General features: G+C 70.5%; 21 protein-coding genes, 1 tRNA gene and 1 pseudogene. 14 read left to right on the forward strand and 9 right to left on the reverse strand.

All coding sequences use genetic code 11. The features are described from left to right. Window positions 1–44 precede the first annotated feature (44 nt). Together topA and A6048_RS02545 are read left to right on the forward strand one after the other, a co-directional pair. Window positions 45–3,020 carry a type I DNA topoisomerase gene (gene topA / locus A6048_RS02540; protein WP_107749378.1) on the forward strand — a complete coding sequence of 992 codons (2,976 nt, stop codon included), beginning with the start codon at window positions 45–47 and terminating at the stop codon, window positions 3,018–3,020. A 118-nt stretch (window positions 3,021–3,138) separates the two neighbouring features. After that, window positions 3,139–4,334: pseudogene (locus tag A6048_RS02545) on the forward strand (IS30 family transposase). Window positions 4,335–4,479: 145 nt separating this feature from the next. Here A6048_RS02545 and A6048_RS02550 read toward each other — a convergent pair. Further along, entirely contained in the window at window positions 4,480–6,063 is a 1,584-nt protein-coding gene (locus A6048_RS02550; protein ID WP_107748957.1) for an adenylate/guanylate cyclase domain-containing protein, read from the reverse strand. 72 nt (window positions 6,064–6,135) lie between these two features. Between A6048_RS02550 and A6048_RS02555 the strand changes: the two genes are divergently transcribed. Next, window positions 6,136–7,347, forward strand: coding sequence for a DNA polymerase III subunit delta' (locus A6048_RS02555; RefSeq protein WP_107748956.1), 1,212 nt, complete (start codon window positions 6,136–6,138; stop codon window positions 7,345–7,347). Between the two features lie 122 nt (window positions 7,348–7,469). Beyond that, a tRNA-Thr gene (locus A6048_RS02560) sits at window positions 7,470–7,542 on the forward strand. Between the two features lie 141 nt (window positions 7,543–7,683). Here the strand turns inward: A6048_RS02560 and A6048_RS02565 are convergent. Further along, window positions 7,684–8,289, reverse strand: coding sequence for a TetR/AcrR family transcriptional regulator (locus A6048_RS02565; RefSeq protein WP_107748955.1), 606 nt, complete (start codon window positions 8,287–8,289; stop codon window positions 7,684–7,686). Window positions 8,290–8,335: 46 nt separating this feature from the next. Between A6048_RS02565 and A6048_RS02570 the strand changes: the two genes are divergently transcribed. Beyond that, window positions 8,336–9,160 carry an alpha/beta fold hydrolase gene (locus A6048_RS02570; protein WP_107748954.1) on the forward strand — a complete coding sequence of 275 codons (825 nt, stop codon included), beginning with the start codon at window positions 8,336–8,338 and terminating at the stop codon, window positions 9,158–9,160. Window positions 9,161–9,338: 178 nt separating this feature from the next. Then, entirely contained in the window at window positions 9,339–10,142 is an 804-nt protein-coding gene (locus tag A6048_RS02575) for a crotonase/enoyl-CoA hydratase family protein (protein ID WP_107748953.1), read from the forward strand. 144 nt (window positions 10,143–10,286) lie between these two features. Here A6048_RS02575 and A6048_RS02580 read toward each other — a convergent pair whose 3' ends face one another. After that, window positions 10,287–10,985 (reverse strand): IclR family transcriptional regulator, encoded by a 699-nt coding sequence (locus A6048_RS02580; RefSeq protein WP_107748977.1) that lies wholly within the window; start codon window positions 10,983–10,985, stop codon window positions 10,287–10,289. A 251-nt stretch (window positions 10,986–11,236) separates the two neighbouring features. On the opposite strand from A6048_RS02580, the gene A6048_RS02585 reads away from it, so the two are divergent. From A6048_RS02585 to A6048_RS18170, 4 genes are all read left to right on the forward strand, one after another. After that, a complete protein-coding gene (locus A6048_RS02585; protein ID WP_107748952.1) occupies window positions 11,237–12,403 on the forward strand; it encodes an acyl-CoA dehydrogenase family protein in 1,167 nt (388 codons plus the stop codon). Next, on the forward strand, window positions 12,400–13,527 hold the full coding sequence (locus A6048_RS02590; RefSeq protein WP_107748951.1) for an acyl-CoA dehydrogenase family protein: 1,128 nt from the start codon (window positions 12,400–12,402) through the stop codon (window positions 13,525–13,527). Before A6048_RS02585 ends, A6048_RS02590 begins: the two co-directional genes overlap by 4 nt. Window positions 13,528–13,645: 118 nt before the next feature. After that, entirely contained in the window at window positions 13,646–14,815 is a 1,170-nt protein-coding gene (locus A6048_RS02595) for a CaiB/BaiF CoA transferase family protein (RefSeq protein WP_107748950.1), read from the forward strand. Between the two features lie 55 nt (window positions 14,816–14,870). Beyond that, a complete protein-coding gene (locus tag A6048_RS18170; protein WP_162533921.1) occupies window positions 14,871–15,755 on the forward strand; it encodes a DUF1542 domain-containing protein in 885 nt (294 codons plus the stop codon). 17 nt (window positions 15,756–15,772) lie between these two features. On the opposite strand, the gene A6048_RS02605 is transcribed toward A6048_RS18170, so the two are convergent. Beyond that, entirely contained in the window at window positions 15,773–16,591 is an 819-nt protein-coding gene (locus A6048_RS02605) for an HNH endonuclease family protein (protein ID WP_162845741.1), read from the reverse strand. Between the two features lie 60 nt (window positions 16,592–16,651). Between A6048_RS02605 and A6048_RS02610 the strand changes: the two genes are divergently transcribed. The 3 genes from A6048_RS02610 (at window position 16,652) to A6048_RS02620 (ending at window position 21,800) form a co-directional block, all read left to right on the forward strand. Further along, window positions 16,652–18,592 carry a hypothetical protein gene (locus A6048_RS02610; RefSeq protein WP_107748949.1) on the forward strand — a complete coding sequence of 647 codons (1,941 nt, stop codon included), beginning with the start codon at window positions 16,652–16,654 and terminating at the stop codon, window positions 18,590–18,592. A 77-nt stretch (window positions 18,593–18,669) separates the two neighbouring features. Then, a complete protein-coding gene (locus A6048_RS02615) occupies window positions 18,670–20,772 on the forward strand; it encodes a DUF6541 family protein (protein ID WP_107748948.1) in 2,103 nt (700 codons plus the stop codon). Between the two features lie 89 nt (window positions 20,773–20,861). Next, window positions 20,862–21,800 carry an SDR family NAD(P)-dependent oxidoreductase gene (locus tag A6048_RS02620; protein ID WP_107748947.1) on the forward strand — a complete coding sequence of 313 codons (939 nt, stop codon included), beginning with the start codon at window positions 20,862–20,864 and terminating at the stop codon, window positions 21,798–21,800. A 48-nt stretch (window positions 21,801–21,848) separates the two neighbouring features. Here A6048_RS02620 and A6048_RS02625 read toward each other — a convergent pair whose 3' ends face one another. The 5 genes from A6048_RS02625 to A6048_RS02645 are packed head-to-tail and all read right to left on the reverse strand — an operon-like array spanning window position 21,849 to window position 25,642. Beyond that, window positions 21,849–22,538, reverse strand: a complete 690-nt coding sequence (locus tag A6048_RS02625) for a hypothetical protein (RefSeq protein ID WP_107748946.1) — start codon at window positions 22,536–22,538, stop codon at window positions 21,849–21,851. Between the two features lie 11 nt (window positions 22,539–22,549). Then, on the reverse strand, window positions 22,550–24,220 hold the full coding sequence (locus A6048_RS02630; RefSeq protein WP_107748945.1) for an alpha/beta hydrolase: 1,671 nt from the start codon (window positions 24,218–24,220) through the stop codon (window positions 22,550–22,552). Next, window positions 24,217–24,564 carry a hypothetical protein gene (locus tag A6048_RS02635; RefSeq protein WP_107748944.1) on the reverse strand — a complete coding sequence of 116 codons (348 nt, stop codon included), beginning with the start codon at window positions 24,562–24,564 and terminating at the stop codon, window positions 24,217–24,219. Before A6048_RS02635 ends, A6048_RS02630 begins: the two co-directional genes overlap by 4 nt. Then, the gene (locus tag A6048_RS02640) at window positions 24,561–24,950 is read right to left on the reverse strand and encodes a DUF2304 domain-containing protein (RefSeq protein ID WP_107748943.1); all 390 of its coding nucleotides are present in this window, start codon (window positions 24,948–24,950) and stop codon (window positions 24,561–24,563) included. The genes A6048_RS02635 and A6048_RS02640 overlap by 4 nt, the downstream gene beginning before the upstream one ends. After that, window positions 24,947–25,642, reverse strand: coding sequence for a glycosyltransferase family 2 protein (locus A6048_RS02645; protein WP_107748975.1), 696 nt, complete (start codon window positions 25,640–25,642; stop codon window positions 24,947–24,949). Before A6048_RS02645 ends, A6048_RS02640 begins: the two co-directional genes overlap by 4 nt. Before the next feature lie 134 nt (window positions 25,643–25,776). Here A6048_RS02645 and A6048_RS02650 point away from each other — a divergent pair, with 134 nt between their 5' ends. Further along, on the forward strand, window positions 25,777–26,673 hold the full coding sequence (locus A6048_RS02650) for a glycosyltransferase family 2 protein (RefSeq protein WP_107748974.1): 897 nt from the start codon (window positions 25,777–25,779) through the stop codon (window positions 26,671–26,673). The last annotated feature ends 5 nt before the right edge of the window (window positions 26,674–26,678 follow it).

The following is a 26,678-nucleotide window of genomic DNA, read 5'->3' on the forward strand; positions in this document are numbered from 1 at the left end:
TGACACACGTCGTCGACGGATCAGCGCAGGTTGGGAGCAGTTCAGTGGCGAGCAAGCAGACAGCATCGGGCGGAAAGCGGAGCCTGGTGATCGTCGAGTCCGCCACCAAGGCCCGCAAGATCCAGCCCTACCTGGGCTCCGACTACGTGGTCGAGGCGTCGGTCGGCCACATCCGTGACCTGCCCAAGGGCGCCGCGGACATCCCTGCGAAGTACAAGAAGGAACCGTGGGCACGGCTCGGCGTGAACCCGGAGGACAACTTCGAGCCGATCTACGTGGTGAGCGCGGACAAGAAGAAGAAGGTCGCCGAGCTCAAGAAGGAACTGGCGGGCGTGGACCAGCTCCTGCTGGCCACCGACCCCGACCGCGAGGGCGAGGCGATCGCCTGGCACCTGCTCGAGGTGCTCAAGCCCAAGGTCCCCGTCAAGCGCATGGTGTTCCACGAGATCACCAAACCGGCGATCCTCGCCGCGGCCGAGAACACCCGCGAGCTGGACACCGACCTCGTCGACGCCCAGGAGACCCGACGGATCCTGGACCGTCTCTACGGCTACGAGGTCTCACCGGTCCTGTGGAAGAAGGTCATGCCGCGGCTCTCCGCCGGGCGTGTGCAGTCCGTGGCCACCCGCGTGATCGTCGAGCGCGAGCGCGAGCGCATGGCGTTCGTCGCCGCCGACTACTGGGACATCACCGCGACCCTGACCACGCAGCAGGCGACCGGCGGGGATGCGGGCGAACCGCGCAGCTTCACGGCCCGCCTCGCGGCGGTGGACGGGGCCCGGGTGGCGCAGGGTCGCGACTTCGGCCAGAACGGCCAGCTCAAGACCACCGGCGCCGCCAAGGACTCGGTGGTGCTCGGCGAGACGGCGGCCCGCGCGTTGTCGGACGCACTCGACGGCGCCGACTTCGTCGTCGACTCGGTGGAGTCCAAGCCGTACACCCGTCGCCCCTACCCGCCGTTCATGACCTCGACGCTGCAGCAGGAGGCAGGCCGCAAGCTGCGCTACACCTCCGAACGCACCATGCGCATCGCGCAGCGGTTGTACGAGAACGGCTACATCACCTACATGCGTACCGACTCCACGACGCTGTCCGAGGGGGGAATGTCGGCCGCCCGCGCGCAGGCCACGGAGTTGTACGGGAGCGAGTACGTCTCGCCCACCCCGCGCCAGTACACCCGCAAGGTCAAGAACTCGCAGGAGGCACACGAGGCCATCCGCCCGGCCGGAGAGACCTTCGCCACCCCGGGTCAGCTGCATAGCGCACTGGACGCCGAGGAGTTCCGCCTGTACGAGCTCATCTGGCAGCGCACCGTCGCCTCCCAGATGGCCGACGCCAAGGGCACCTCGGTGAGCATCCGGATCTCGGGGGCCGCGGGCCAGAACCCGTCCGGGTACAGCCGTGCGACGTTCGCCGCCTCGGGACGCACCATCACGTTCCCCGGATTCCTCAAGGCGTACGTCGAGGCGGCGGAGGAGTCCACCGAGTCGTCCGACAAGCCCATGGCGGACGACGCCGAGCGACGGCTACCCCGGCTCAACGAGGGCCAGCAGCTCACGGGGTCGGACCTGTCCGCCGACGGCCACACCACCAGCCCGCCGGCCCGCTACAACGAGGCCAGCTTGGTCAAGATCATGGAGGAGATGGGCATCGGCCGCCCCTCCACCTATGCCAGCATCATCCGCACCATCCAGGACCGCGGATACGTCTACTCCCGCGGTAACGCACTCGTGCCCAGCTGGGTGGCCTTCGCCGTGATCGGTCTGCTCGAGCAGAACTTCGGCCGACTGGTGGACTACGACTTCACCTCACTCATGGAGGACGAGCTCGACGAGATCGCCGAGGGGCGCGAGAACCGCGACGACTGGCTGCGTCGCTTCTACTTCGGCGACCCCGAGGGCGGCGGGTCGAGCGGGGGAGCGGACCGCGCGGTCGGGCTCAAGAACCTCATCGACGTGAATCTCGAGGCAATCGACGCCCGCAGTATCAACTCCATCCGGGTCTTCGACGACACCGAGGGGCGACCGGTCCACGTCCGCGTCGGCCGCTACGGCCCGTACCTCGAGCGCATGGTCCAAGGGGAGGACGGTGAGCAGGAGTCGCAGCGCGCCAACCTGCCCGAGGGGATGAGCCCCGACGAGCTCACCCTCGAGGTGGCGGAGAAGCTCTTCTCGACTCCGCAGGACGGCCGCCCGCTGGGCGTGGACCCGGAGACCGGTCACGAGATCGTGGTCAAGGACGGCCGGTTCGGCCCCTACGTCACCGAGAAGCTGCCCGAGCCCACGGACGCCGAGAAGGCCGAGTGGGCCAAGAAGGTGCTCGCCGACGCCGAGGCGGAGAAGAAGAAGATCGACGCCGAGCGCGACGCCGCCATGGCGGCCGCGAAGGACGACGAGGCCAAGGCGGAGGCCAAGAAGGCCGCGACCAAGGCCAAGTCCGCCGTCACCCGCAAGGCCAAGAAGGAATCCGACAACCCGACCGGCCCCAAGCCGCGGACCGGGTCGCTGATGCAGTCCATGGAACCGGCCACGGTCACGCTGGAGGAGGCGCTCAAGCTGCTGTCGCTGCCGCGGGTGCTGGGGGTCGACCCCACGAGCGGTGAGGAGATCACGGCGCAGCTCGGCCGCTACGGGCCCTACCTGAGGAAGGGCACCGATTCGCGGACCCTGGACACAGAGGACGCCGTCTTCACCATCACGCTCGAGGAGGCTCTGAAGATCTATTCCGAGCCCAAGCGTCGCGGGCGGCAGGCCGCTGCTCCCAAGGCGCTGCGCGAGATGGGGGTCGACGAGGTCTCCGGTAAGCAGATGCTGGTCAAGGACGGGCGCTTCGGCCCCTATGTGACCGACGGGGAGTCGAACGCGTCACTGCGCAAGGGCGACACGGTCGAGACGCTCACTGACGCGCGCGCCTCGGAGTTGCTCTCGGAGCGACGCGCCAAGTCGCCACCGAAGAAGGCCGCCGCGAAGAAGGCGCCGGCCCGGAAGTCACCGGCCAAGAAGGCCGCCGCGGGCCGCTGATCCGGCCGCGGACACCCTCCCCGCGGTTGGCGGACACCTCCTCCGCGCTGGCGGACAGGATCGGTGCTCACGGGCCGGTGAAGTCATACAGTCGAAGCAACGCTGAAGGAGCGTTGCTATGCCGAAGTTGTTGCCACGGGAACTGCGTGAGGTATTCGTTCGATACATGTGCGAGGGAGAGACGATTCGGTCCGCCGCGGCGAGAGCTGGCGTGTCGAAGAGCGGTGCGTGGCAGTGGTGGGGCGAGTGTGGACACATGGAGCTCACCCTGCGTGTTGGCACTCGTGGCATTGGCCCATGGCCGGCCGATCTTCCCGAGGAGGGGCGCACCCGTCGCCCGCTGTCCATCGATGACCGGGTGGGGATCGCTGCCGGGGTTAAGCAGGGGGCGTCTGCGCAGGAGATCGGTGAGGACATCGGACGAGACAAGACGACCGTCTGGCGGGAGGTCAGGCGGAACATCAGCCCTGACGGTGCTTATCGGGCGGCTATCGCTCATCGGGCCGCAGCCAGACGACGTTCCGGCCCAAGCCGATGAAACTGTCATTGCACCCTGGCCTGTGTCGTCAGATCGAGGCATGGATGGACGATGGCTGGTCGCCGAAGCTGATCAGTGATGTCCTTGCCCGGGACAGCGACACTGTCACGGTGAGCCACGAGACGATCTACCAGAACCTGTACGTGCAAACACGAGGCTCTCTGCGTGCTGACCTGCATCGATGCCTGAGCTTGGGGCGAAGTCGGCGTCAGACTCGCGCCCGCGGTCGCCGGGACCCCTCGCCCTACAAGGAGGCGTTCAAGATCAGTGAGCGACCAGCTGAGGTTGATGACCGCGCCGTCCCGGGGCACTGGGAAGGAGACCTCATCATGGGAGGCACGGCCTCGAACTCGGCGATCGGCACACTCGTTGAGCGCACCAGTCGGTTCACGATTTTGCTTCACTTACCTGACGGTCACAATTCTGCGGCAGTAGCGGAGGCGATGATCCGCGAAATGCGTAAGTTGCCAGAGCATTTGCGTAGGTCGATCACCTGGGACCGCGGCCGCGAACTGGCCAAGTACGCCGAGATTCAGCTCGCCCTGGACGCGGACCTGTACTTCTGCGACCCACACTCGCCTTGGCAACGGGGCACTAACGAGAACACCAACAGGTTGTTGCGGCACTGGTTCAAGAAGGGAAGTGACCTATCTACCCACTCCGCTGAGGACCTCGCCAAAGTCGCGGGCACCCTAAACTCACGACCCAGGCCGACCCTCAATCTGGCCACCCCCGCGGACAAACTCAACGAGCTGCTACTCACCGCAGCCACCTAACCCACGATTGCTTCGACCACTTGACTTCGGGGCCCTCAGGACGCGGAATTCGTCCGCCAACGGCGCGGAGGCGTCCGCCAACTGCGTGGGGATGGCCGCCAACGGCGCAGTGGGGTCCGCCAACTGTGGGGGTGGCGGGCGCGGATCAGGTGTCGGCGGTGTCGACGCCCTCGACGGTGGGGCGCAGTGCCACGTTCCCGGCCTGCCACCGGTCCGCCAGGGTGGGCCGGAGCGGCCGGGCCAGCTGCGTCATGATGCCGCGCCCACGCAGTTCGACGCTGCGTCCCAGCACCCACCTCGCAGCCTCGGGAGCGTCGGCGTTGCGGATCGCGGCGGCCGACGCCAGGACGTGGCCCTGTTCGGACTTGGCCAGGGTGGTCAGCCGTGCGGCCTCGTTGACCGGGTCACCGATCACGGTGTACTCGAAGCGCTTGGCGTGACCGATGTGACCCGCGATCACGGTGCCGTAGGAGACCCCGATGCCTGCCGACAGCGGGGAGAGTCCGGCGAGCTGACTCTGGAGGGCGCGGGCGGCCCGTAGCGCCCGCCCGGCCTCGTTCTCCACCTCCAGGGGCGCCCCGAACACCGCGAGCAGTGCGTCACCCTGGAACTTATTGATGTAGCCGCCGTTGGTGTCGACGGCCTCCACCGCGATGCGGAAGAACTCGTTGAGCACCGCGACGACCTCGGCCGGTTCGTGCGCGGCGGCGAACTCCGTCGAGCCGGTCAGGTCGACGAACAGCACCGCGACCTGACGCTCCTGGCCCCCCAGTTCCGTTCCCCGCTCGAGGGCGTTCCGCGCCACGTCCTCGCCGACGTAGCGACCGAAGAGGTCCTGGATGGCCTCGCGCTCCTGCAGTCCGGTCACCATCTCGTTGAAGCCCTGGCCGAGGCGGCCGATCTCGGAACTGTCGTAGATGGTGACGCGGGCTTCCAGGTCGCCCTTCTTGACCCGTCCGACCCCCGCCTGCATCTCGCGGACGGGGTCGGCGATGGAGTCCGAGACCAGGCCCATGCCGATGGCACCCGCGATCACGGCGACACTGGCCATCACCGCCAGTGCCACGAGGATGTGCCCCGGGTCGTCGCCGAACAGCCCGACCCACTGCCCGGTGAGGATCAGCAGGATCCCGGCGACGGGGATGACGGTGGTCAGTGCCCAGCCGAGGAAGATCCGCCGCCTCACTCCCGGGACGTGCCGGTTGGCCGGCACCCCGTGGGCGAGGGCGCGGACGGTGATCGGCCGCATGATCCGCTCGGCCTGGAGGTAGGAGATCAGGCAGGTGGTCGTCCCGCCGAGGATGCTCGTCACGCCCACGACGAGGGCGAGGCGGGGGGAGTGACCCACGTTGGCGACGACAAAGACGAAGGTGCCGATCAGCCACATGGCGCCGGAGATGAGCGCCTGGTGGAACGGCAGCCCCAGGGCGCGGTTGCGGATCGCTCCCCCGAACTCCTCACCCGAGCGGTCGACCCGGAGGACGGGGAGCAGCAACAGGGTCGATGCGATGACCCCGCCGATGAACGCCAGGACCAGATAGCCGATGAACAGGTATTGGTTGAGGAACCGAAACTGGTCCAGGTCGAGGAAGCGGTCCATCGGGAGGACGAAACGCAGGAACGCGAAGACGAATACCGCGCCGATGATGTTGGCCTGGACCATCGTCAGGGCATAGACGGGCCAGGGGGTGGCCCACAGCCACCGGAACAGCCTGACCCAACGCTCCATTGGGTCAAGGGTAGTTCCCGGCCCTCGTCACGGGAACGCAGGTGTGACGGACTGCGGCGATATGGTGGAGTCATGCCAGGGGTGTTCGATCGGTTGGCCGGTCAGGCCGACGTCGTGGCGGAGCTGACCGCTGCGGCGTTGGCCGCGCGTGCGCGCGTCCCCGGCCAGGGGTGGGAGGCGTCGGACGCCCGGATGGTCCACGCATGGCTGTTCACCGGCCCGCCGGGTAGCGGCCGGAGCGTCGCCGCCACGTGTTTCGCCGCCGCGTTGCAGTGCGAACACCCGGAGATCGTGGGCTGTGGCGAGTGCCGGTCCTGCCACACCGTGCTGGCGGGGACCCACGCGGATGTCCACCTCCTGGCTCCGCAGGGCGTCAACATCCTTCTCAAGGACGTCAAGGAGACCATCCACCGCGCCGCCAGTCGCCCGAGCACCGGCCGCTGGCAGATCGTGGTGGTCGAGGAGGCGGACCGGCTCACGGAGCAGTCCGGCAACGCGCTGCTCAAGGTGGTGGAGGAGCCGCCGAGTCGTACGGTGTTCCTGTTGTGCTCTCCCACGACCGACCCGATGGACATCATGGTGACCCTGCGGTCCCGGTCCCGGAACGTCGCACTGCGCCAACCGGACGCCACCGCGGTCGAGAGCGCGCTCCTCGCCGGCGGGGGGATCGACCCCGAGCGGGCGCGGTGGGCTGCGGCGGTCTCCTCCGGACACATCGGCCGCGCCCGGTGGTTGGCCACCGACGAGGCCACCCGGGATCGCCGGGACGTGGTGTTGGAGCTGCCCATGGTCATGCACAACCCCGGCCGGGCGTTCCCGCTGGCGGACCGTCTGGTCAGCGCCGCAGAGCAGGAGGCGCTCGCCCGAAATTCCCAGAACGACGAGCGTGAGGTGGAGGAACTGCGCACCGCGATGGGTGTGGGCGGCACCGGAAAAGGTGCGGTGGCGGCGGGTCGCGGCGCCGCGGGCGCGGTGAAGGAGCTGGAGAAGGCGCAGAAGTCGCGGCGGACCCGCTCCACCCGTGACTCGCTCGACCTGGCGTTGGTCGACCTGGCGGGCTTCTACCGGGACGCGCTCATGGCCGGCCTCGGAGTGGCGGACGTCGCCCCGGTTCACCCGGACAAGGCGGAGGAGTCGGCGCGCCTCGGGGGGCACTATCCGCCGGCGTCGGTGCTGAGGGCCATCGAGGCTATCCAGGAGTGTCGCGCCGCCATCGAGGTCAACGTGAAGCCGAAGTTCGCCGTGTCCGCGATGGTGGGGGCGATCCGCGAGGCGCTGGGTTGACGGAGCAGAGTTGATGGAGCAGGGGTGATGTACCAGGGTGGAGGCCACCCGCACCCGGGGTACCGGTCGTTTTCCGGCGGCGAGAGCCGGTCGTATATAGTTGCGTCGCCCCACAAGGGCTCGCCGCGTTAGCTCAGTCGGTAGAGCATTTCACTCGTAATGAAAAGGTCGTCGGTTCGATTCCGACACGCGGCTCAGATGGAAGAACGCCCCTGATCTCGGGAAACCGAGGGCGGGGGCGTTCTGCGTCGGAGCCCCAGTCATGTCGCGGTAGGGAGTTCCCGACTGTCCGGTCTGGGTAGACCAGGTCTCCTCAGGGCTTTCGCGCCAGAAAGTTCAGCAGCGCAGTTCCACGCGAGCGTGGCGAATGAACCAACTCTCCCACTGCTCTGGTGTCCATCCTCGTTCACGCGTCAGCCTCAACCACACTGACCTGGCCGTGAGCATCCACATCGCGTCGACGACGACGTCGGGGGGAGGAGAGCCGAGGATGAGCCCGGAGGCCCACCGCACCTCGTCCCAACGGGTGCGTTCCCGTTCTGCGAGTCGCCCCGCGGCGACGTCGTCGACGACGGCGGCCTCATCGAGAACGTACTGGATGGCGGCCGATCGTTCGTGCGCCCCGCGCAGCCATCTCGCGCCGGCGGCCAGGCGGTCCTCGACAGCTCCCTCGCCCATCTTGACGTAGTCCGGCAACTCGCGGACGGGGGAGTTCGCGCCATCAGACAACGACAGATCAATGCAGGTGTCGAGAAGGGTGAGCTTCCCGTCGAACTGCTGGTAGACGGTCTGCCGGGTGAGGCCTGCGGCGGAGGCGACGTCGGACATCGTCGTGGCCACCCATCCCCGTTCGATGAACATCTCCCGCGCGACGTCCACCACTGCCGCCCGGTTGAGGCGAGCCCGCTCCGCACGGAGCTCCGACGAGTAGGTCCTGGCCATGATCCGAGTCTAGACAGAATTGAGTTTACGATGTGTAATGTCAATTATGGATTCAGGATTCGTCGATACGCGGCTCGGCCGGCTCCACGTCGATGTGGTCGGCGAAGGCCCGCCACTCGTGCTGTGGCACAGCATGTTCGTCGACTCGACGAGCTGGAACCGACTGGTGCCGCTGCTGAAGGGCGCCCATCGTCTCCACCTGATCGACGCACCGTCCTGCGGGAGAAGTGACCCGTTGCGCGAGGCGACGGACATCTCCGCATGTGCGGACGCCGCGATCGAGGTGCTGGAGCATGTCCGGGGGTCGTCCGGGCAGGACGGGGTCGACTGGCTCGGCAATGCGTGGGGTGGTCACGTTGGCATCGAGGTGGCCGCTCGCAGGCCCGACCTGATCCGCAGTCTCGTCGCCGTCAGCGCGCCGACTCACCCGATTGATCGACCCCTCCGCCGCAAGGTCCGGATGCTGGTCCCGCTCTACCGGCTGATCGGGCCCCGCGGTCCGGTGAGGTCCGCGATCGAGGAGACCATCTTCACCGACCGCACCCGCGCGCACGATCCCGAGGCCGTCGAGGTGTTGCGTGGTGCGCTCGACCGGGCGGGGCGCACGGCGACGATTCGGGCCATCGAGACCGCGATCCTCAATCGTGTCGACCTGCTCTCGGCGGCACTGGAGGTGACGTGCCCGGCCCTGTTCGTCACCACCGACGACCGCGGCGAGTGGACGCCGGAGCAGGCCCGCGCGGTCGCCGCCGAGATGATCGACGCACGCGAGTCGACGGTGTCCGGGGCGCGGGTGATACCCGCGCTCGAACAGCCCGAGTCGACCTTCCTCGCCCTGGGCGAGTTCTGGGCGGGGCTGGATCGCCGCTGATGCGCGAGGTGTTCGGCCATCCTGGGGTTTCCCCGGTGGGGGACCGCCGAACCCATCGGGGCACGGCTCTGCCGATATGGCGAACACTGGCGGTGACGACGACCGCTCGCTACAGTCGAGTAACGGATTACGTAGTTAGATAGCGCGAATTGGCGTCCCCTCGACCGAAGGATCCCTGATGACTACCTCCCCTCTGCTCGTCGAGCGAGCCGACCACATCGAGACGTGGACACTCAACCTGCCGGATTCCCGGAACGCGATCTCCGATCCTGCGATCGTCGACGCCCTGTGTGACCGGGTCGCAGCGGTCAATGCCGACCATGACGTCCGGGCCGTCGTGCTCACCGGCGCCGGCTCGGCGTTCTCCGCCGGCGGCAACGTCAAGGACATGGTCGACAAGGCGGGGATGTTCGGGGGGAGCCCGTACGAGCTCCGTAACGGCTACCGGGGAGGGATCCAGCGGATCCCCCGCGCGCTGTATCACTGCGAGGTGCCGGTGGTCGCGGCCGTCAACGGCCCCGCGGTGGGCGCGGGTTGTGACCTGGCGGTGATGTGCGACCTGCGGGTGGCCTCGACCAAGGCGTGGTTCGCCGAGAGTTTCGTCCAGCTGGGGATCATCCCGGGCGACGGTGGCGCATGGCTGCTGACCAAGGCCATCGGCCCGGCCCGGGCGGCCGAGATGGCGCTCACCGGAGATCGCGTCAAGGCCGAGCAGGCCGCCGCGTGGGGGCTGGTCAACGAGGTCGTGGAGCCCGAGAACCTGCTGGAGGCGGCCCACGCCCTCGCCGCACGGGTGGCCAAGAACCCGCCGCACGCGGTGCGGATGGCCAAGAAGCTGCTCCGCGAGTCGCAGCACCAGTCGCTCGAGTCGCTGCTCGAGCTCTCGGCGGCGATGCAGGCGCTCGCGCACCACACCGCCGATCACCGTGAGGCGCTCGCGGCGTTCGCGGAGAAGCGCGCAGGGGAGTACACGGGGCGCTGACCCGCCCCCGGGACTTCTCGGGGCGCTTATCCGCGCCCCCCGGGGCCACGCAGGGCGCTGATCCGCCCCCCGGGACTTCACGGGGCGCGGATCTGTCGCCGAGTCCATGGTCGGCCGGGGCCTCGCGTCAGCGCGGGCCCCGGTTCAGCGCAGACCCCAGGCGGTGGCGTGCCGGAGGCAGGTCTGGGCCAGCTCCTCGCTGCGCTGGACGATGAGGTCCCGCGCGGCGATGACGCCGACGGTCGCGATCGTCCGTCCCCCCTCGCGCAGTGCGACCGAGACACCGTCGCCACCGTCCACGGCCACGCCGGGGGCCGTACACACACCGGTCTCGCGGAGCTCTTCGAGCGAGGCCAGGAACCTGTCGACGAACTCGGATTCCGCAGCCGGCCGGGCGTTCAGGTAGGCCCACACGTCACGCTTCTCCCGGTCGGCCAGGAGCAGCCAGCCCGAGGAGGTCCGCAGCAGCGAGCGTCGCAACCGGTTCTCCGCGATGTACGCGTAGTGCGCATCGGCGGCGACGTGGTCCACATAGAAGAGGTCGTCACCGACGTCGGTCGACAGCGCGGTGGTCAGACCGGTTTCGGCGTGGAGTGCGGTGAGCTGCTCCCGCGACACGGAGGTGACGGGCGGCCGACCGGCGATCACGTTGAGGAGATACGGCGCGGTCCCCAGCGTGTAGACGCGATTGCGCTCGTCGAGGTAGCCGACGGCGACCAGGCCGTTGAGCAGGCCCTGCGTGGAGCTGATCGGGGCGTCGAGGGCCTTGGCGACCGCGGTGAGGGTCAGCCCGGTTCCCGACCTGGCGACCAGTTCCATGATCGCTGCGACCCGGTCGACCATGCGGTGGCGAGGACGCTCGGGGACCTTGTCCATGCTGGGCTGCTCGGTGCGCCCGCTGTCTCCCGCATCCGGTTGCGTCATGGGGTAAGACTATCCGCCCTTGCGGGACGCACGCCGCGCATACGAGAGAGCGTATCCCGATCCGCTATTGCGTAAAATCGCCATTCGTGCGATTCTCGAGCACGTGGTCCGGGTCACCATCCGGGCCCCGATCAGGCACACATGACACCAACCCCTTTCGAGGAGGCCCGATGCGGTCCGCACTCGCTCCACCGACCACCCTGGCGTCGGCGGACATGGACGCCCTGCGAGTGGAGGTCCGTGACTTCCTCTCCGAAGAGATCGCCGCCGGTCGGCTCACGCCGTGGATCGACACCTGGCTCACGCGATGGGACGAGGACTTCACCCGTCGCCTCGCCGAGCGCGGCTGGGTCGGCATGGCGATCCCCACCGAGTACGGCGGCCGGGGACGCACGCACCTCGAGCGTTTCGTCGTCACCGAGGAGTTGCTGTCCGTCGGGGCGCCCGTGGCCGCTCAGTGGGTCGCCGACCGTCAGATCGCCCCCTCTCTCCTGCGGTATGGAACGGAGGAGCAGAAGCGCGAGTACCTGCCCCGGATCGCCGCGGGGGAGTGCTGCTTCGGCATCGGGATGAGCGAGCCGGACTCCGGCTCCGACCTCGCTAGCGTGCGGACGAAGGGCGTCCGCGTCGACGGCGGCTGGACCGTCACCGGGACCAAGGTGTGGACCTCCGGTGCGCAGCACGCGGAGGCGTTCATCGCCCTGGCCCGCACCGAGCCGCTGGACACCTCCCACCGCCATGCGGGGCTGAGCCAGTTCATCGTGGACCTGCGCGGAGAGGGCGTCACCATCCGCCCGATCGTCTCCCTGTCCGGAGACCGTCACTTCAACGAGGTCGTGCTCGACGAGGTGTTCGTCCCGGACTCCCGCGTGTTCGGCACGATCGGGCAGGGATGGGAACAGGTCAACTCCGAGCTCGCCTTCGAGCGCAGCGGTCCCGAGCGGTTCCTCTCGTCCTTCCGCCTGTTCGCCGCCGAGATCGGCGCGATCGCCGAAGGGCGGTTGCCCGCGCGCACTGATCTGGGCCGCTCGGTCGCGCGGATGGCGGGGCTGCACGCCCTGAGCCAGAACATCGCCGGGGCACTGCAACGCGGGGAGCCCGCGGACAACGCCGCTGCACTGATCAAACTCCTGGGCACCACCACCGAGGGTGACATCGTCGATGTGGTCTCCACCCGGCTCGGCGACGAGTTCTCGCCGGGCGAGGCGGACACCGCCTCGTCCGAACTCGCCGACCTGCTCCGTGCGGGACTGCACCAGCGGCCCGGCTTCACGCTGCGGGGCGGGACCAACGAGATTCTGCGCGGCGTGATCGCGCGAGGAATGGGGATGCGATGAACGCGAACACCTCCACCAGTGAGACCGCCGGGAACGCCGAGACCGTCGGACTCGAGGTCGACGAGGACCTCGAGTCGATGATGGCGGGCGTCCTGGCACAGTTCTCCGGGCCCACCGTCGATCCCGATGCCGGTGCGGTGTGGCAGGCCCTGACCGAGGTGGGGATCAGCCGACTCACCGCTCCCGAGGAGACCGGGGGCAGTGGCGCGGGGTGGGCCGAGGCCGCCACCCTGCTCCGGCTGGCCGCCGCCGCCGGCGTCGCGGTCCCGTTTGCGGAGACCGACCTCGTCGTCGGGCCACTCCGCCGCTCCGCCGGCCTCGATGACTCCTCGCCCGGGACGGCGACCCTCGCCGTCCTCGGCCCCGACGGCCGCGCCCGGCGCGTGTCCTGGGCACGGGAGACCGACACCGTGCTGTTCGTACGCAGGTCAGCGGCCACCGGTGACGACGCGCCGCGGTACGAGATCGTGGACATCGCGACCGACCGTGCGGAGATCACGCCCGCTGACGGCACCTCGGCCGTACCTCGCGGTGACGTCACCCCGCCGCCCGACGCGGACTGGACCACGGTCGACGCCACGGCCGTGGAGGCGGCGGTGATGCGCGGCGCGCTCGCCCGGGCCGTCCAGTGCATGGGCGCCGCCGAGGGGATGCTCGATGCCGCGATCGCCCATACGACCGAGCGCAACCAGTTCGGTCGGGCACTCGCCAAGTTCCAGTCCGTGCAGAACCTCGTCGTCGACATCGCGGCCGAGACCGTCCTGGCCCGCGCGGCGGTCGACCAGGCCGTCGCCGACGCCCACGCGACGGACCTCGGTGGACCGCTCTCGGGCTTCCGGGTCGCCGTCGCCCGCAGCGTGGCCTCCCAGGCCGTCGCCGTCGCCGTGCGCAACACACATCAGGTGCACGGCGCCATCGGCACCACACACGAACACACCCTCCACCGACTGACCCTGCCGGCGCTGCAGTGGCGCGGGGAGTTCGGATCCGCGGAGTTCTGGGAGACCCGGCTCACCGACGCCGCGGTCACCGGCGGGATGGACGGCGCCTGGCCCATGGTCGTCGACGGAGTCAGCGTCGACGGCGCCGCGGCCGCGTGGCTCGACCGGGTCACCGGAGCCTGAACCCGTGCCCGAGACGCCCCAGACTGCGACGCCGAGGCCCGAGACGCTACGGCTCGAGACGCCGCGGCCCGAGACGCTACGGCCCGGGGCACCGCGGCCCGGGACACCGCTGACCGACATGCCCCGGACCGGTGCCCTCACAGACATCCGGGTCGTGGATCTGTCCCGGGTCCTCGCCGGGCCGTTGTGCGGCCAGATGCTGGCCGACCACGGCGCCGACGTGATCAAGGTCGAGCCGCCGGGCGGTGACGAGACCCGCGGCTGGGGGCCGCCCTTCGTGCGGGACGACCACAGCGCGTACTTCGACGGGCTCAACCGCAACAAGCGGAACATCTGCATCGATCTGCGCGACGAGGAGGGGCAGGCACTGCTCGGCAGGATGCTCGAGGGCGCGGACGTGGTGATCGAGAACTTCAGGGCCGGAACCCTCGAGAAGTGGGGATTCGGCGACGACGAGCTCGCCGAGCGCTTCCCGCGCCTGATCCACTGCCGCATCACCGGGTACGGCGTCGACGGGCCCCTCGGTGGCGCGCCCGGGTACGACGCCGTCCTGCAGGGACTCTCGGGCCTGATGAGCATCAACGGCGAGCCCGACGGGGCAGCGATGCGGATCGGGATCCCACTGGTGGATATCGTCACCAGTCTCAACGCGATGAACGGCATCCTGATGGCCCTGCACGTGCGGGCCACCACAGGCCGCGGACAGCTGGTGGACCTCGCGTTGCTCGACACCGCGGTGTCGATCCTGCACCCCCACGCGGGCACGTGGTTCGCCACCGGCGAACCGCCCGTCCGGACCGGAGTCGCGCACCCGACCATCTGCCCGTACGAGACCTTCACCTGCTCCGACGGGCCCTTCTTCATCGGCGCCGGCAACGACCGGCAGTTCCGCGCCCTCGCCCTCGCGCTGGACGCGCCCGAGCTGGTCGACGATCCCCGGTTCCTCACCAACCCGGACCGCCTGGAGAACTCGCCGGCGCTGCGGGCGATCCTCGGCGGACTCGTCCGCGATATCCGTCGCGACGAGCTGGCGGAACGCTTGCGTGAGGCGGGAGTGCCCTCGGGGGCGGTGAACGACGTCGGGGAGGCGCTGGCCATGCCCCAGGTGCTCCATCGCGAGATGGTGGTCGAGCGCGAGGGGTACCGCGGCGTCGGGATCCCGGTCAAGCTCTCCGAGACCCCGGGATCCGTGCGATTCGGTCCCCGTCCCCGGGGAGCGGACACCGGGGCGGTGCTGGCGGAATTCGGTGCGGAGTGCGCGACGGCACCCGGCCCGGAGGACCGCTGACCGGCCGGCGGCAATCTCGGTAGGCTCGATCAGTAGTACCGAGAAAGGTCGACCCGTGGAATTCCTCCTCATCGCCGCAGTGATCGCGGTGGCCGTCGCGGTGGTCTCCCGCAGCCAGAACAAGGGCCAGACGCAGCTGCAGGCGCACGACAACCGCCATCTCGAAGACCATCGAGCCGAGGCCGCGCGCTGGGTCGAACGACTCGGCGGTCAGGTGTTCAATATCGACGGCACCGACGAGGCCTCCAAGCAGGCCATGGCCGATGCCTCCGAGCGCTACACCGCCGCCGTGACGGAGCTGGAGAACGCGCGCACCCCGGTCCAGGCGCAGTTGGCCAAGGACACCGCGCTGGAGGGGCTCTACTACGTGCGGGCCGCCCGCTCGGCGATGGGCTTGGACCCCGGCCCGGAGCTGCCCAGCACCCCCGGCCAGGACCGGGCGGGTCGGGTCACCGAGGACCGCACCGTCGACGTCGAGGGTCGGACCATGAAGGCCGCCACCGATCCGAGCGACGAGACGCCGCACTACTACCCGGGCGGCGTGGTGGCCGGACGGCCCGTGCCCGCGGGCTGGTACTCGGAGCCGTGGTGGGCCTCCGCCCTGACCACGGGCGTGTGGATGATGGGCTCGATGATGATGTTCAACATGATGTTCGCCGGTATGTCGGGCATCGGCTACTCCGGTGACGACTTCGCGGCCGGGGTCGGCGAGGGCGGCGCGGACGTCAGCGACATGGGTGGCGGCGACGGCGGCGAGGGGTTCTTCGACGGCGGACTCATGGGCGGTGACGGCGGCGGTGGCGACGGCGGCGACGGTGGCGACGGTGGCGGGTTCTTCGACGGCGGCCTGTTCGGCGGCGACGGCGGGGGTGACGGCGGCGGGGGATTCTTCGACGGCGGCCTGTTCGGTGGCGACGGCGGAGGGTTTTTCGACTTCTGACCCGAGGTGCGGCCGCCTCAGCCGCAGCCGGTCAGGATCCGCTCCATGGCCTCGTGCTCGGCCGCGGTCACCCAGAGTCCGTAGCGCTCCTTGACCAGGATCTGCCGCGAGACCATGGAGCAGCGGAACTCCCGGCGCGGGGGGAGCCAGGTGGCCGCGTCCCCGTCGCTCTTGCTCTGGTTGGCGTGACCCGCCACCGCCAGCAGGTTGAGCGGGTCGTTGGCCAGGTCGCGACGCTGGTCGGCGGTGAGTTGTTGAGCGCCCTTCTGCCACGCGTCCGACAGTGCCACCACGTGGTCGATCTGCACTGCCGTCGAGGTGTCCTGACCGCGCTCGAACTCGATCCGTTCCCCGGTGTAGGGCCCGTACAGGACCCCGGTGAGCACCACGCAGTCCCGGGTTCCCGGGCGCACCGTGATGTCGTGCAGATCGCGCCGCAGGATGTCGTTGCGCGTGTCGCAGCCGTTGCGTCCGAACTCCACGGAGACGTCGTCGGACCACGCCTGACCGAACAGGTCTCGGTCGTATCCGGTCTTGGGTGCGCGACCCTTGACCTCGAGTTGGGGCAGGGCCAGCCGCGCTGAGGCGACAAGTGGATCGCCCGGCGGGATGGCCTCGGGCGGCGCCGGCTCGGGGACGGGCGGGGCCGCCGGGTCCGACATCGGTGGTGGGGGCGGTGGGGCGAGGGACGACGACGAGACGGGCATCCCGATATCGCCGCCCATGCCCGGTTCGACATCGGCGCACCGACCCAGTCCGGCCAGGACGAGGATCGCCAACACCGAGACCACTGTGACGCGAGTGGTACGGGTGGCTCGAGGGGTTCGTGATGCCATGCAGGCACCCTAGCGACACCCTCCGACACCGAGGCCCTCCGTACGGTTACGCTGACGCCGATGCCGTCCCTGACCGACCCCCAGCTGACAGCCCACGACCCCGCGAGTGCCGGGTCGCGACGGCGGGACCCGGGTGAGGTGGCCCGCCCGGCGCCCCGCGTGGTGGCGGCGTGCGCGCTGATCGTCGTGGTGTTCACCGCGATCCGCACCTGGGTGGCGGCCGCGGGCTGGTTCTACTGGGACGACCTGATCCTGCACGGGAAGGCCGCCGCGCACCGCTTCCCGGACCCGGGATTCCTGCTCGCGGACCACGACGGCCACCTGATGCCCGGAGGGATGGCCCTGGCATGGGTCGCGGCGCATGTGGCCCCGCTCGACTTCCGTCTGCCGCTGGTGCAGATCGCGGTGCTCCAGCTGATCGCGGGTGCCGCGCTCGCCCGGATGCTGTGGGTGCTGCTGCGGGGTCGGCCGGTCCTGCTTGTCCCCCTGGTCCTGGCGCTGGCGATCCCGCTGGGGTTGCCCGCGGCCACCTGGTGGGCGTCGGCCGTCAACTCGTTGCCGATGGCCGCGGCCATGGCCTGGGCGGTGGCCTCGACGATCCGGCTGGCCGAGACGGGGCGCCGCCGGAACGCGGTGGGCGCGGTCCTGGCCACCGCGGTCGGCCTGCTGTTCGTGGAGAAGGCGGTCCTCGTTCCGGTGGTGGCGGCCGCGGTGCTGTGGTGCTGGTGGTGGACCGGACGGTCCGAGCGGGGCCATGACCGGGGCCAGCACAGCGACCACCACGACGACGAGGTGGGCTCCCGCGAACCTCTCGGCGCCGCCGCGCCGACCTGGACTGCGGTGTGGCGCTCCACCCGGTGGATGTGGGCGGGCCAGGCGGTGCTGCTGGTGGGATGGGCGGCAGTCTTCGCGTCGACGGTGGGGAGGGCCGGCGGGGGGGAGGTCGACAGTGACTCCGACGGGCCGGGTCCGGGTCTCTGGGCGTTGATCGACAAGACCTACCGACTGGCGGTGGGGCCGACGCTGGCGGGCGGCCCGTGGCGGTGGGAGCGCTGGCACCCGGGGCCGCCGATTGCCGAGCCGCCCGCTCTCGCGGTGGTGGCCGGGGCCCTGCTGTGTGCGTCGGTGCTCGCGTGGTCACTGCTGACCCGCGAGCGTACGGGTCCGGCGTGGGCGTTCGCGGCGGTGTACCCGCTGGCGTCCGTCCTCATGGTGGCGGTGGGCCGCTTCGGGCCGGACACCGCTGCCGAGATCGTGCAGACGCTCCGCTATCACGCCGACTCGGCGATCGTCTTGGCCGCCGTGCTGGCGATGGCGCTGGCCGCACCCCGGCGCGACGGACCGCTCCCGCGCGCCGCCGCCCGGTGGGAGGGGTGGGCACTGGCGGGGCTGGTCGTGGTGGTGGTCTCGTCGTCGTCGATCTCCACGGCGACCTACCGCGAGGTCTGGGCCGAACAACCCTCCCGCGACTACGTCCTGCCCCTGGTGGACGCGCTCCGCGCGCGCGACGCGCCGATGCTGCAGGCGGACGTACCGCCTGAGGTCCTGTTGCCCGTCACAGCGCCGGCACACCGGCTGGCCTCCGTCCTCGCCGGGGTGCCCGGGTTGCCACCGATCGGATCGTGGACGACAGAACCGGTGGTGGTGGACGCGGCCGGTCGGCTGCACCCGGCCGACGTGGTCCCCGGTCGGACCCTCGGCCAGGGGCCGGAGCCAGGGTGCGGACACCGGATCGACGCCGGAGGGACGCGGATCGGGCTGGACGGGCCACTGCTGGGTCGCGACTGGGTGCTGCGTGTGAACTACCTGGCCGCCCGCGATGGCACCGTCGAGGTGCGGCTGGACGAGGGCGACCGGGTCGAGGTGCCCGTGACGGCGGGGCTGGCGACGGTGTTCGTGCGCGTCGAGGGCTCCGGTACCGGGGTCACCTTCACTCCCGGAGAGGGTCTCGGGGAGCTGTGCATCGGTAGCGGACCGGTCGGTGTGCTCGTGCCGCGCTGAGGTCCGCGGGGCGGGTGGACCATAATGGGCTGATCGGATGAGGACGACAGGGACGGAGGCAGGTCATCGACATCGCGATGGTCATGCTGACCCTCACCGCACTCCTCGTGGTCCCCGGGCTGATCGTGGGACTGGCCGCACAGCTACCCCTCCGGCTGGCGGTGGGCACGTCGATCCCGGTGTCCGCGGGAATCGTCACGATCGCCACCTATGCGTACGGCCGGTCGGGTGTGCCCTGGTCCCTGGGCGGGTATGCGGTCGCCACGGCGATCACCACGGTGGTGGTGGGTCTGGTCGGTCTGTTCATCTCGGGTTCGGTCTGGATGTGGCGACGACGGAGACGTCGGACGGGCCGGACTGTCCATCCGGCCGCGCCCCCGGGCCGTCGACACTCCCGGTGGTGGCTGCTGCCGGCCGCGTCGGTCCTGGTGAGCGCGTGGCTGATCGGGCAGATGATCATCACCGAGCTCTCGGCCACCCCGGACGGCACGGCGAACATCTTCCAGGGTTGGGACGCCCACTGGCACGCCAACTACATCCAGTTCATTCACCAGACGGGCCTGGCATCGCCCGACCAGGCGGGTGAGCTGCGGTACCCCGAGAACGGGGCCACCCTCTACTACCCGAGCACCTGGCACGCCATCGCCGCCCTGGTCATGGGGCTGCGGGGGATAGGGGCGGTCGAGACCTACAACCTCGTGCAGATCGGCACCATGGCGGTGGCGTTCCCGCTCGGTGTGGCCGCACTGACCTGGCTCATCACGCACCGCCGGTTCTCGCGGCCGGCCGTCGCCACCTCGGCGGCCGTGGCCGCGATGGCCACCCCGCTGTTCCCCGGACTGCCCTTCGTCGAGGTCATGGTGGCCGCGACCCCGTCCGGGGTGGCCAACGGACTGGCGGGCCTGGTGGCCGCGGTGGTGGTGGCCGCGCTGGCCGACCGCCGCCTCGTGCCCGCCGCCGCGCTCGGACTGGTCGGCATCAGCGGTGTGCACCCGTCGGCGATGGTCACCGCCGGGGTCATCGTGCTGTTCTGGTGGTTGTTCGAGGGGCTGTGGCGGCCTGTCAGGGGGCGCCTGCGTGACTTCCTCGTCCTGGCCGGGATCGGCCTCGCGGGGGTGCTCACACTGCTGCCGCAGATCCTCACCGTCTCCGAGGACGCTGACGAGATCTCGGCCTTCGAGTTCGAGATCGACGCCGACCGGGCAGCCGTCTGGGGAAGGGCCCTCACCCTCCAGGTGCGGCACGTGCAGGACTGGGGCGTGCGCTGGGTACTGCTGGCCCTCGCGGTCCTGGGCGTGATCATCCTGCTCCGCCGACTGGTGCTGTGGCCGATCCTGCTGTGGGGCGGACTGCTGGTGGTGTGCGTCAACTCGATGAGCACGTTCGGTAACTGGACCGGCGGCGTGCTCCGCGGGATCGGGAGCATCTACTACAACGACCCGCGCCGGATCGGGGTGATCCTGGCGATCGTCGTGGCGGCCGCGGTCGGTGTGGGCGTGGGGGTGACGGTCCAGGCACTGGCGGGCTGGTTGGCGCGGCTGATCGACCCGATCACCGACCCGCGCGGGACCGGAGCGGCGGGCCTTCGGGTCGCGGTCGCACTGGCCGCGCTGGTGGCCACCGGGTCGTGGGTCGTCCAGGCCTCGCCCGAGTACGCCGTGGCGGCGGGCGCGAACCAGCGCGCGGGTCGGATGGTCGACAGTCACGATCTGCGGGCCTTCGAGTGGCTCTCCGAGCAACCGCAGGCGTACTCGGGCCTGATCTACACCAACCCCGACGAGGGGTCGGGATGGATGTACGCCACCCATGGACTGCCCTCTACCGCGCGCCACTACCTGCAATCGGGTTCGACCGCTCCGCTCACGACCACCCTGTTCTTCAGCATGGACCGGGCCGGGACCGACCCGCGTGTCGACGCCGCGCTCGACCAGCTCGGCGTGACCTACGTGTACGTCAGCCCGCCCAACTACTGGGGCTTCCAGAAACCCAACGAGCACCTGCTCCGGCTCGACCAGGCCCCTGGCCTGGTCAAGGTCTACTCGGACTCGCAGGTGCGGATCTTCGCCGTCCGGGCCGCCTTCACCGAGGGGGAGATCGCACAGATACTCGCCGACTCGCCCTTCCCACCGGACAGGCGTACGCCGCTGACACGCGCCTCCGCGCTGTACGGCGGGGAGTGACCGACTCCCGCCGGGCCGGGTCGTATCCTTGGGGCTGTCGTCCGACAGGGCGCCGCGGTGGAGTCGCCGCACACCGGGAGGGGATCTGAATGAGGGCACTCGTGACGGGTGGGGCCGGGTTCATCGGGTCGACCCTGGTGGACCGCTTGCTGTCCGAGGGGCACGAGGTGACGGTCGTCGACGATCTGTCACGGGGCCGGCTGGAGAACCTCTCCCGTGCCCGAGAGTCCGGTTCGCGGTTCGCGTTCCGCGAGCTGAACCTGACCGACCCGGCGATCGAGGACCTGGTGGCGGAGGTCGCGCCCGAGGTCGTGTTCCATCTGGCCGCGCAGATCGACGTGCGCCTGTCGGTGGAGGACCCGGTGCACGACGCCGAGGTCAACGTGGTGGGCACCGTCCGGCTGGCCGAGGCCGCCCGACGGGCCGGGGTGCGGAGGATCGTCTTCACCTCCTCGGGAGGGTCGATCTACGGCCCCGTCACCGACCTGCCGGTGGCCGAGTCACGGCCGGTGGACCCGATGAGCCCGTACGCGGCGGGCAAGGTGGCCGGTGAGGTCTACCTGGAGATGTTCGCCAAGTTGTACGGGATCGAGTGGGCGGGCGTGGCGCCGGCCAACGTGTACGGACCGCGCCAGGACCCGCACGGCGAGGCCGGGGTGGTGGCGATCTTCTCCCAGCGACTTCTTGCCGGTCAGCCGACCCGGGTGTTCGGGGACGGGGGCAACACTCGCGACTACGTGTTCGTCGACGACGTCGTCGACGCCTTCGTACGCGCCGCGACCGTTCCGTCCGCCGCGGGACTGCGCTTCAACGTGGGCACCGGCGTCGAGACCAGCGACCGCGAGCTGCACACCCTGGTGGCCGCGGCGGCGGGATCGGGGGACGACCCCGAGTACGCCCCCGCCCGCCTCGGTGACGTCGCACGCTCGGCGCTGGAGGCCGGCCGCGCCGCCGAGGTGCTGGGCTGGACGCCGCAGGTCTCGATCAACGAGGGCGTCGCCCGCACCGTGGACTACTTCCGGGGTTGAGTCGCGGCACGTGGGCCCAGCGCTCCGGCCCACACACGGGTGTAGGTGTCAGCCCGCGTCGTCCGCGTTCGCCTGACCCTCGTCCGCTACTCCGGTCCCGGCTCCGGTTCTGACGTCCGCTGCGGGTGCCTGCTGCGCCACGTTCGGCTGCGGCAGGAACGGGCGCACCAGGTCGATGAGTCCCGGGAGGACACCCCCCGGCGCGGGGCGGGGCTCGACCGGCTGGGTGATCTCCTGTTCCGAGGGCTCCCCGGTGGCATCCCCGGTGGGTTCGGCGGCGGCGCCGTCGCCGGTTGTGGCCGGCGTCGCCGGGGTCGACACCCGGGGCTGCGCCGGTGACTGGACGGACGGCTGCGGGGCGGTGGCCGCGAGGGTCGCCGCCGGTGGGGGAACTGCCTGACGGGGCACGGCGACCTCGGTCGGCACGATCGCGGCGGGGGCCGCGGCCTCCACCTCGGCCGGCTCCGGAGGCTCGGGGCTCTCGGTGGGGTTCCCGGTCGATTCGGGTGTGCTGCTGCCGGTGGACCGCTCGGAGCTGGACGCGGCGACGGGCTCCGGCGCGGCGTGGGCGGTCTGAGCGGTGTTGACCTGCTGACGCGCCCGCTCGACCGCCTGTTCGCTGCGGTGCGAGTCGTACCAGAGGCCGGTTGAGATCAGGCCGACGGACACCACGCCCACAGCGCCCATCCCCAGAGCGGTGATCGAGGGGCGGGTGAAACGGGTGTCACGTGGAGCCATGGGCCCCAGTATCAGTCACCCCCGGTGCCCGGGACAACCCCGTGCCCCGCCGCGCGTGTCGACACCGGAACCGGGACAAGGCGTTCCGGGGACTCCCACAGGACCTCCGCGTCGCCGTACGGGTCGTCCGCCCGGTGGAGCCATAGTCCTCTGACATGACGCCACACGGTGGGCAGGACCCGCCCGTCGTCCCCCCGCCGGACGCGCGTGTGCCGGGCACGGATCTCGCGGTCGCGCCAGAGCGGCACCCGGCCACCGAGCATCACGGCGAGCATCGCGTCGAACGCGCCGCATCCGCGATAGAACACCCCGCCATGGCCGCGCGTGCCGTAGACGGGGGTGCCGTCGGCGAAGTACCCGGTGTCCAGGCGGACGGCACCGTCGCCGAGGTCGGAGGTGGACCAGCTCCGCCGCAGGCCTGACCTGACCTGCAACAGCTCCACCGGGTCCCCGGGGGCGGTGAACGAGAACCGTCGCACCGGGCCCGGGGAACGCCAGTCGGCCGGCCCGGACACGCCCACCCCGAGATCCGGGGACTCGGCGTAGATCACCCGGTCGGCGCGCAGTCCCCGCCGCTCCGCGGTCCCGACGATCCGCCCGCCGTAGGAGTGGCCCACCACGGTCAGTGCGGCGCCCGGGCACTCGATCCCGATCACGCGGTCCACCTCGCGGCAGAACCGGACCAGCCGCGGAGCCATCGCCTCGGCGTAGCGCGGGTTACCGGCGTCGGCCATGATGTCCTGCGGGAACTCTCCGTCCAGGAAGGCCACCACGGCCACCCGGCCCCCGCCGGCCTCGACCAGGTCCACCGCGACGTCGGTGTTGACGTGGGACATGTCGAGGTTGGTGCCCGTGCCGGGGACGTAGACGGCGACCGCCTCGGTGCGAGGGCCCAGGTCGCCCACCACCTCGATCATCCGCCCTCCGCGGAGCGGGGAGAACGCCACGAACGACCGACGACGACGACCAGGGCCCCGCCGCGCCATGGTCTCCAGTCGCCCGATCCTGGGACTCCACGGTGTCCCGGCCAGTTGCTCACGGTGCAGCGCCCGGCGAACGGCGACGGCGTTCGCACGCGCCCGCACCGCCCACGGCACGCCGTAGGTCCCGCCGACGACCTCCGGCTCGGCCAGCGCGAGCAGGCGCCGGTCGGCGGTGCTCATGTGCTCGACGCCCGAGTACACCTCCTCGGGCGTGGCCCCGGCCCAGGCCGCGACGGTGGCCCGGGTGTCCAGGGTGGCCCGTGTATCGGGGGTGTCCCGTGTGCCGGGGGTGTCCCGGGTGTCTCGGGTGTCCAGGGCGCCGGCGCCCGAGCGCCCGGGCGGGCCCGTCCCGGCCATCCGGGCCATGTCGGTGAGCGTGTTGTCGACGGCCCGGTCCAATGACGCGCGCAGGCGGTCGCGGTCCGCGACGGGCGCCGGCTCCGGGCCGTCGAGGTCGGCCCAGATGTCCTCGGCGAGCTCGACGAGCCGGTACACGCCCGCCAGGAGTTCATCCACCCCCCTGGCCTCGCCGTCGATCGCGTCGGCAAGGGCGACCAGTGCGGGCGAGCGGGTCGGTGACGACGCGAGTGCGTCGCGCGCCGTGGTGAGCGCGTCCCGCGCCGCCACCAGCCGGGCCGCCAGCTCGAGCAGTCTCCGCACCTGCCCCGGTGGTGGGTTCTCCGGCAGAGCACCGGTCATCTGGGTCGCCGGTTCGGCTGGGTGTCGGCCAGTGCGCGCACCGCCTGCGCGGCCGACTCCTCCGACGCCGAGCCGTCCGCCAGTGACCGGGCGATCTCGTGCAGTCGGGCGACCCTGGCCACCGCGGGGGCCAGGAGGGTGCGCACCTCGTCGTCGTCGAGTCCGGGGCCGGTCGCGACGCCCCCGGCCGGGGCGCGCGGCGGTGGCGGGGGACTACCAGGGGCGGGGGTCGGGTCACGCGGGTCGAGGGCGGCGTCGAGACGCGTCCGCGCCAGTTCGAGCCGGTGCACGAGCCGGGCGGCCTCGCCGCGGACCTCCGCGTCGTGGTCCGGCCTCCCGGTCACCGTCGCAGGCGGTCGTCGTCGTCCGCGGCGGGCGTCACCGCGGTCGCATCGGGTTGGTCCTCGGGCCGCACCGCGTTCTGCAGCGCGATCGACCGTGCCAGCCGGGCGTAGCGCATCTCCTGCTCGCGGAACCGCACATAAGTGGAGACGGTGACAAAGGCGAAGCCCATGACCAGCGCGTACAGCACCAGGTCGGTGCCGCGCTGAACGCCCAGCGCGTTGGCCACCACGGTGAGGTCGTCCGGGCGCATCACGGCGTAGACCATGAACACCACGAACAGCACGAAGCCGATCTTGACGCCGGCCTTGGCCCGCGCCTTGCGGCGGTTGGCCAGGAAGAACGCCACCAGTGCGGCGCCGGCGAGCAGCAGGAGTGCCTTGATCATCGGGGCAGCCTCTTTCCCACGAGACCGTCGGAGAGGATGTTGATCCCGTTGAGCAGCGACTGCCCCTTCGACATGGAGTACTCGGTGTAGAGGATGTCGACGGGCTGCTCGGCCACGCGCCATCCGCGGCTGTCCATCAGCTCCACGAACTCGCTGGCGTGACTCATGCCGTTCATGCGCAGGTTGAGATCGTCCGCCACCCGCCGGTTGAACACCCGCAGTCCGTTGTGGGCGTCGGTCAGGCCGAGTCTCCGTGTGCGTGGACTGAGCATGACGACGGTCTTCAGGACGACACGCTTGATCAGCGGGACCTGGTCGCCCTCGCGGCGTGGGCGACCGAAGCGGGTGCCCACCACGATGTCCACCGGCTCGGCGCGCAGTCGCTCGACCATCGCGAGCACGTCCTTGACCTGGTGCTGGCCGTCGGCGTCGAAGGTGACGAAGTAGCGGGCGCCGGGTTGCACGCGCGCGTACTCGACGCCGGTCTGGATCGCGGCCCCCTGACCGAGGTTGACCGGGTGTCGGACCAGGTGTGCGCCCGCGCTGTGGATCGCCGCTGCCGATTCGTCGGCCGACCCGTCGTCCACCGCCACGATGTTCGGGAACGTCTCACGCGCGCTGCTGAGTACATCCTCGATCACGGTGCCCTCGTTGAAGCAGGGGACGACCAGCCAGACGTCACGGTTGCGCACCGGGTCGCCCGGGCCCGTGTCGCCCCCGGCCGTCGCGCCGTGCCCTGGGAGTCGCTCACTGTTACTGCTCATCGCCGGTCGATACTATGCGATCGAACGGAAAACCCGGTGACGAGAAGGACGGCGGTTCCCCGATGGCCATCGATGTGATGCTCCCCTACTACGGGGACGTCGGCCACTTCAAGAAGGCCGTGGACAGTGTCCTCGCCCAGAGCTACCGGGACTTCCGTCTCGTCGTGGTGGACGACGGGTACCCGGACCCGGAGCCGGCCCGCTACATGGGGGAGATCACGGCGCGCGACGAGCGGGTGACCTACGAGAAGAACGAGACCAATCTCGGCGCCAACGGCAACTACCGCAGGTGCCTGGGGATGGTCACCGCGCCGATCGTGGTGGTGATGGGTGCCGACGACGTCATGCTGCCCAACTACCTGCAAGTGGTGGCCGACGGGTTCGCGGCCGTTCCCGACGCCGCCGTGATGGAGGTGGGCGTCAACGTCATCGACGAGCACGGCGCCCCCGTGCGCCCCCTGTCGGACACGGTCAAGGCGTTCACCTCGCCCAAGGCCGACGGTCGCACCGTGCTGCACGGCGAGAAGCTCATGACCTCGCTCATGCACGGCAACTGGACCTACTTCCCGTCGCTGGCGTGGAATTCCGAGTGGATCCGCCGTATCGGGTTCCGCGAGGGGCTCGACGTGGTGCAGGACCTGGCGCTGCTGGTCGATGTGATCACCGCCGGTGGCCACATGGTCTACGACCCGACGCTCGCCTTCCTCTACCGCAGGCACTCCGCGTCCGATTCCTCGGTCCGGGCGCTCGACGGCCGCCGCTTCGACGAGGAGGCCCGGTTCTTCGCCGGCGAGGCCGACGCGTTCGCGGCCCGCGGGTGGAAGAACGCCGAACGGGCTACGCGCCTGCACCTGACGTCGCGGTTCAACGCGCTGTCGCTGCTGCCCTCCGCGGCCAGGGCGGGCAAGTTCGCCGAAGGCGGCAAGCGGTTGCTCGGCCACAGCTTCCGAAAGTTCTGACCCCG

Origin of the sequence: Dietzia psychralcaliphila, from assembly GCF_003096095.1 — a bacterium.
GTDB classification, from domain to species: Bacteria; Actinomycetota; Actinomycetes; order Mycobacteriales; family Mycobacteriaceae; genus Dietzia; species Dietzia psychralcaliphila.

Bases quoted from the DNA above. Each gene is read 5' to 3' on its own strand.
- A6048_RS02590 (WP_107748951.1), top strand. From the start codon at position 12,400: ATGAACGCGAACACCTCCACCAGTGAGACCGCCGGGAACGCCGAGACC.
- A6048_RS02605 (WP_162845741.1), bottom strand. From the start codon at position 16,591: ATGGCATCACGAACCCCTCGAGCCACCCGTACCACTCGCGTCACAGTG.
- A6048_RS02570 (WP_107748954.1), top strand. From the start codon at position 8,336: ATGGATTCAGGATTCGTCGATACGCGGCTCGGCCGGCTCCACGTCGAT.
- A6048_RS02580 (WP_107748977.1), bottom strand. From the start codon at position 10,985: ATGGTCGACCGGGTCGCAGCGATCATGGAACTGGTCGCCAGGTCGGGA.
- A6048_RS02575 (WP_107748953.1), top strand. From the start codon at position 9,339: ATGACTACCTCCCCTCTGCTCGTCGAGCGAGCCGACCACATCGAGACG.
- A6048_RS02585 (WP_107748952.1), top strand. From the start codon at position 11,237: ATGCGGTCCGCACTCGCTCCACCGACCACCCTGGCGTCGGCGGACATG.
- A6048_RS02565 (WP_107748955.1), bottom strand. From the start codon at position 8,289: ATGGCCAGGACCTACTCGTCGGAGCTCCGTGCGGAGCGGGCTCGCCTC.
- A6048_RS02625 (WP_107748946.1), bottom strand. From the start codon at position 22,538: ATGGCTCCACGTGACACCCGTTTCACCCGCCCCTCGATCACCGCTCTG.
- A6048_RS02650 (WP_107748974.1), top strand. From the start codon at position 25,777: ATGGCCATCGATGTGATGCTCCCCTACTACGGGGACGTCGGCCACTTC.
- A6048_RS02630 (WP_107748945.1), bottom strand. From the start codon at position 24,220: ATGACCGGTGCTCTGCCGGAGAACCCACCACCGGGGCAGGTGCGGAGA.
- A6048_RS02620 (WP_107748947.1), top strand. From the start codon at position 20,862: ATGAGGGCACTCGTGACGGGTGGGGCCGGGTTCATCGGGTCGACCCTG.
- A6048_RS02610 (WP_107748949.1), top strand. From the start codon at position 16,652: ATGCCGTCCCTGACCGACCCCCAGCTGACAGCCCACGACCCCGCGAGT.
- A6048_RS02550 (WP_107748957.1), bottom strand. From the start codon at position 6,063: ATGGAGCGTTGGGTCAGGCTGTTCCGGTGGCTGTGGGCCACCCCCTGG.
- A6048_RS02555 (WP_107748956.1), top strand. From the start codon at position 6,136: ATGCCAGGGGTGTTCGATCGGTTGGCCGGTCAGGCCGACGTCGTGGCG.
- A6048_RS02595 (WP_107748950.1), top strand. From the start codon at position 13,646: ATGCCCCGGACCGGTGCCCTCACAGACATCCGGGTCGTGGATCTGTCC.
- A6048_RS02640 (WP_107748943.1), bottom strand. From the start codon at position 24,950: ATGATCAAGGCACTCCTGCTGCTCGCCGGCGCCGCACTGGTGGCGTTC.
- A6048_RS02615 (WP_107748948.1), top strand. From the start codon at position 18,670: ATGGTCATGCTGACCCTCACCGCACTCCTCGTGGTCCCCGGGCTGATC.